Source organism: Bacillus sp. JJ1521 (assembly GCF_036965165.1).
Lineage (GTDB): Bacteria > Bacillota > Bacilli > Bacillales > Bacillaceae_L > Ferdinandcohnia.
On record NZ_JBALOX010000080.1, the window covers coordinates 1 to 4685 of the forward strand.

The following is a 4685-nucleotide window of genomic DNA, read 5'->3' on the forward strand; positions in this document are numbered from 1 at the left end:
GTGTAAGGCCAACACTTCTTTTTCGGACAGTTTGGTGAACTGATTTAGCGTGACATACCCTGCCCCATGTAAAGCACGTAATGCCGGTTTACTTAATTTTAACTCGTCTATTTCTGTCAATAGAATCTCTCCTTCTCATCTTCGCTTTTCATGCATATACTTCATCCATTTTCTCTGTTTATGGGAAAAAATAATATAACCAACCCCAGCAATAGCCGCTAACCCCACTGCAAGGTAAATGATCGTAGTGTGCGAAGTGAATATACCACCCGCAATCCCAACAATGCCTAGAATGGATATCTGGAATAGGTGTTTTTTATTATTTTCATAAATCGTAAATTGGAATTCTCTTCTTTGTTCAATTTCTTTTAAATCCTCTAATTTTTGAGGCATCTGTAAAAATTCTTGGACCGAGTGAAACATCTTAAACACTGGCTGAGCTTGAATCCATTGCCAAACAAATGACCATTTTTGATTTCCTGCTTTATTTAACCAATTCATAAACACAGGCTTAACCAAATCTAAAATCTCATCCTCAGAGATTAAGTTGAGAATAATTCCTTCGATTGCAACGAAGGATCGACCTAAAAAGACAAATCGAGTTGGAACTTGAATCGGGAGTGCTTGAACGATATCATTCATTTCTCGTTTAATTGCAAAAGGGTCTATTTCCTTTACTTGAGACAAATCAAAAGCCATCAAGTCCTTTAATAGTTTCTCCATCATACGATGATCAGTTTCAGGTAATAAAAATCCTAGTTGCAATAAACAATCAACGGCTTTTGAATAATTTTTTGTTAGAATACTCTCAATTAAACCTTGAAAATTTTTAGCATCCTTTTTTGAGATTTCTCCAACCATCCCGAAATCAAGTAGAATGATTTTTCCTTCCTTTGAAAGCAGTACATTACCCGGATGAGGGTCTGCATGGAACATACCAGGCTCGAGCCATTGGGGAAGGAAAAGTTCTATCAAATTCTTGGCAATTCTTTTTCGGTCAATTGATTGTAATTGATCAGTAACAGAAATTTTGATACCGTCTACCCATTCCATAACAAGGACCTTTGATGTACTGTATTCTGGGTAGACCTTCGGGATTTCAATACCATCCATATTCTTGAAACGTTCTTTAAAAATCTCAAGGGTTTGTAACTCCTTGGTATAATCTAGCTCCCTTTCAATCACTTGTTTGATTTCCTTAAACAAAACCTTAAAATTGATAAACCCTTTCGGAACAGGTACAAAACAGTCAGCAAACCAAATAATAATCGCCATTGTGCGGAAATCCGTTTTAAGAATAGATTGGATATACGGTCTTTGGACTTTAATTGCAACTTTTTCTCCGCTTTTTAAAACACACTGATATACTTCTCCAATTGACGCAGAAGCAATTGCCTCTTTTTCGATTGATTGAATAATACCATGAATGGAGGTCCCCCACTCCTTATTAAGAATTTCCTCAATTTCGCTCCAATCTGAAGACGGAACCTTATCGGTTAGATCTTGTATTTGCTTTACAAAAGGTGTAGGAAGCAAATCAGACCTGGTACTTAAAATTTGTCCAACCTTAATAAGTAGACCTTCCAATTCAAACAGCGTTTTACGAAACCTAGCACCAATTTCCTCCCATAGTTTATCCCATTCAGCTTGTGGCATTTTGCGAAACTTATACCAGTAGATTTTCAAGAAAATCACTAAAGCCATTGAAAGAACCTTTGTCATCCGAACAAGCTTATTATTCCTCATTTAGAAATCACCTATTTCTCAAACGTTTCCTACTAAATACTTCAATAAAAAAAGCATTTCTCCTTTAAAAAAAGAAATGCTTTTAGGTGTTTTTAAATTTTAAGATGTTGAACATTCGACTGAATTTCCAACGGTAATCCAACATAGTTTTCCGCTAGACTTGTCATGGCTGCTCTAGAAGAAATCAGATAATCTAATTCTGCTAGCTGGATCCCATATTCGAAGCTACTATGTTCAATGTTTCGGTGCAGCATTGTCGTCATCCAATATGAGAATCGTTGCGCTTTCCAAATCCTTTGAAGACAAATTTCTGAATACTGATCAAGCGTTTCTTCTTTTCCCTCTTGATAGAACTCACTAATTCCCTTAGCCAATACTTGGATATCAGCAACTGCTAGATTAAGTCCTTTCGCGCCAGTTGGCGGAACAATATGGGCTGAGTCTCCAGCTAAAAACAATCTTCCATATCTCATTGTTTCGCACACAAAACTTCGCATCGAAACAATGTTTTTTTGAATAATGGGACCGTCTTTCAAACTCCAACCATCCATGTCTACTCTTGCATGAAGTTCTGACCAAATTCGGTTATCAGACCAGTCATTAATATCGTCTTTTGGATCGACTTGAATATAATAGCGTTGAATCTCGGGAGACCTCGTACTAATTAAGGCAAAGCCTCTTTCATGATTTGAATAAATTAATTCTGGATTTGATGGTGGTGCCTCTGCTAAAATTCCAAGCCATCCAAATGGATAAACCTTTTGTTTTTCAACTTTTATGCTGTCAGGTATGGCTTTTCGACTTGGACCGTGAAAACCGTCACACCCTGCAATAAAATCACATTCAATTTCCTCAAGTTCTCCTCCAGCCTCACTGCGAAACTTGATTTTCGGTTTGGTCGTTTCAAGCTCATGCAAGCTCACATCACTGACATTGAAATAAATTTGCCCACCGGCTTCTAATCGTGCCGCTACTAAGTCTTTAATTACTTCATGCTGGGCGTATACCATAATCTTTTTTCCACCGGTAAGTTCTGTGAAATCAATGCGATGCCTATTTCCTTTAAATTGTAACTCGATTCCCTCGTGGACATGACCTTCTTTCATCATTCTCTCCCCGACACCAATCGCATTCAAGAGGTCAACGGTACATTGTTCTAATACTCCTGCACGTATGGTTCCTTCAATGTCCTCACGGGATCGTGACTCTAGAATAATAGAATCGATACCTTGTAAATGTAATAAATGAGACAGCATTAATCCTGCTGGGCCTGCCCCAATAATCCCCACTTTCGTTCTCATGCTCTCACCCCTTTTCTGTTTGATTTATTTTTTACTTTACATATTCACTCTCATCTATTTGAGTAACATCTGGGATTTTTCTTAGACCAAAGGTAATAACAGCATTCCAGCTACCAGAAGATTGGCCTTCTGCTAGATAAGCAGGTTCGGCATTTTCGTCAAGAATGCTCAAGAGCATAGCAAGGTGACGCCCTCCAGATTCTACTCTTGCAAACCGTGCATATTCTGGAAGCATGGCATACGCTGCCTTATAGTCTTTATTCATCACAAATTCAACAAATTGCTTATCCATCGCATGTTCTGTAACAGTTGGTATATTGTGTCGCCCCCTAACTAAATTATGAGATAGGGCTCCGCTTGAAATAAAAACAATCCTTTTCTCACTTTCTCGTAAAACTTTACCAATCACTTGCCCCCAATTATGGGTTTCTTCAAGGGATGCTGCCAATGTGACAGATAAATTGATGACCGGAATATCTTCATCTGGAACTAGGTAGCGTAATGGGACCACACTGCCGTAATCCCAAACAAAATACGGATCATGCACCCCTTGAACCTCAAGGCCAGCCACTTCAGCTGCGCTTACCAATTCCTTCGCTAAATCTTCATCACCCGGATAATTGTATGGAACGTCCTTAATCAAATCGGGTGCTTCAAAAGCAGTTAGAATTCCTTTATGAACCGGCGTGCAATCTACATAATGAAAGAATGTTGAAGGCCAGTGACACGAAACTAGTACAATAGCATCTGGCTTGATCTCCTTTAGTTTCTTCCCGATTTCATTCATGGCTGAGGCCATATCCTTTTGGAACTCGGGTACTAGTTCTTGATGACACATACTCGGAACATGTGGTGCTAGCATGCTAAATTCAATTGTCATCCCAATTCTCCTCCTAAATTAAGTTTATTCAAAGCTAACAAGCCGTTCGGCAAACGTTTTCATTATATGTGAATATGGGGAGGCAAGCTATTAATCTTGCATCCCCTTTTATCAAATGCGCCTTGGCGTATTTGCGCCCGATTTTTTTCGAGCAAGCTCGAAAAGTTTCCTCTGAAAAATCGTGGCATCTGCCGAAGGCTTTAACTTTATTCAGGAGTTTAAACCCCGACTGAATAAAGTTAAGTTTTATTTTCCCATCGGTTCTCCAGCTTTTCCCCAATGAGTTTTTGGAATTTCAGTTACAAGCACTCGAATTGTTTCCTTATCTGAACCCAAAGTCTCTGAAACCGTGTTGGTTACATTGCGGATTAATTCAGCGACTTTCTCCTTCGGTCTACCTTCCATCATTTGCACGTTTATGATTGGCATAGAACTTTTCCTCCTTAATCGGTCACTGTGAAACTTACTTCACCAAAACCATCAAATTTACCACTCACGATATCACCATGCTGCAACTTAACAGCACTCGTAATCCCGCCTGATAAAATGATGTCACCTTTCTTAATCTTACCGCCTTTAGCTGCAAGCATATTGGCTAGCATAGCGATGGAATGTGCCGGGTGACCAAGGACAGCAGCTCCTGCACCAAGTTCTTTAATCTCACCATTAATGGACAAAGTTGCTCCTACAAGATCAAGCTCAAATTGTTCTGGTTTCTTTAACGCTGTTCCAAACACAACTCGTGACGTAGAAGCATT

General features: G+C 39.1%; 5 protein-coding genes. All 5 read right to left on the minus strand.

Features of this window, described 5'->3' with window-relative positions; all coding sequences use genetic code 11:
• Positions 1-135: 135 nt before the first annotated feature.
• Positions 136-1746 carry an ABC1 kinase family protein gene (locus V7147_RS12895; RefSeq protein ID WP_335368270.1) on the minus strand — a complete coding sequence of 537 codons (1611 nt, stop codon included), beginning with the start codon at positions 1744-1746 and terminating at the stop codon, positions 136-138.
• Between the two features lie 92 nt (positions 1747-1838).
• A complete protein-coding gene (gene pobA / locus V7147_RS12900; protein WP_335368271.1) occupies positions 1839-3047 on the minus strand; it encodes a 4-hydroxybenzoate 3-monooxygenase in 1209 nt (402 codons plus the stop codon).
• A gap of 31 nt (positions 3048-3078) precedes the next feature.
• The gene (locus V7147_RS12905) at positions 3079-3927 is read right to left on the minus strand and encodes an extradiol ring-cleavage dioxygenase (protein WP_335368272.1); all 849 of its coding nucleotides are present in this window, start codon (positions 3925-3927) and stop codon (positions 3079-3081) included.
• A 246-nt stretch (positions 3928-4173) separates the two neighbouring features.
• Positions 4174-4356 carry a 4-oxalocrotonate tautomerase gene (locus tag V7147_RS12910; protein ID WP_335368273.1) on the minus strand — a complete coding sequence of 61 codons (183 nt, stop codon included), beginning with the start codon at positions 4354-4356 and terminating at the stop codon, positions 4174-4176.
• Positions 4357-4370: 14 nt separating this feature from the next.
• The coding region (locus tag V7147_RS12915) for a 2-keto-4-pentenoate hydratase (protein WP_335368274.1) at positions 4371-4685 on the minus strand (315 nt) is incomplete at its 5' end.

Coding starts and splice junctions, on each gene's coding strand:
- pobA (WP_335368271.1), bottom strand. CDS start 3,047: ATGAGAACGAAAGTGGGGATTATTGGGGCAGGCCCAGCAGGATTAATG.
- V7147_RS12910 (WP_335368273.1), bottom strand. CDS start 4,356: ATGCCAATCATAAACGTGCAAATGATGGAAGGTAGACCGAAGGAGAAA.
- V7147_RS12905 (WP_335368272.1), bottom strand. CDS start 3,927: ATGACAATTGAATTTAGCATGCTAGCACCACATGTTCCGAGTATGTGT.
- V7147_RS12895 (WP_335368270.1), bottom strand. CDS start 1,746: ATGAGGAATAATAAGCTTGTTCGGATGACAAAGGTTCTTTCAATGGCT.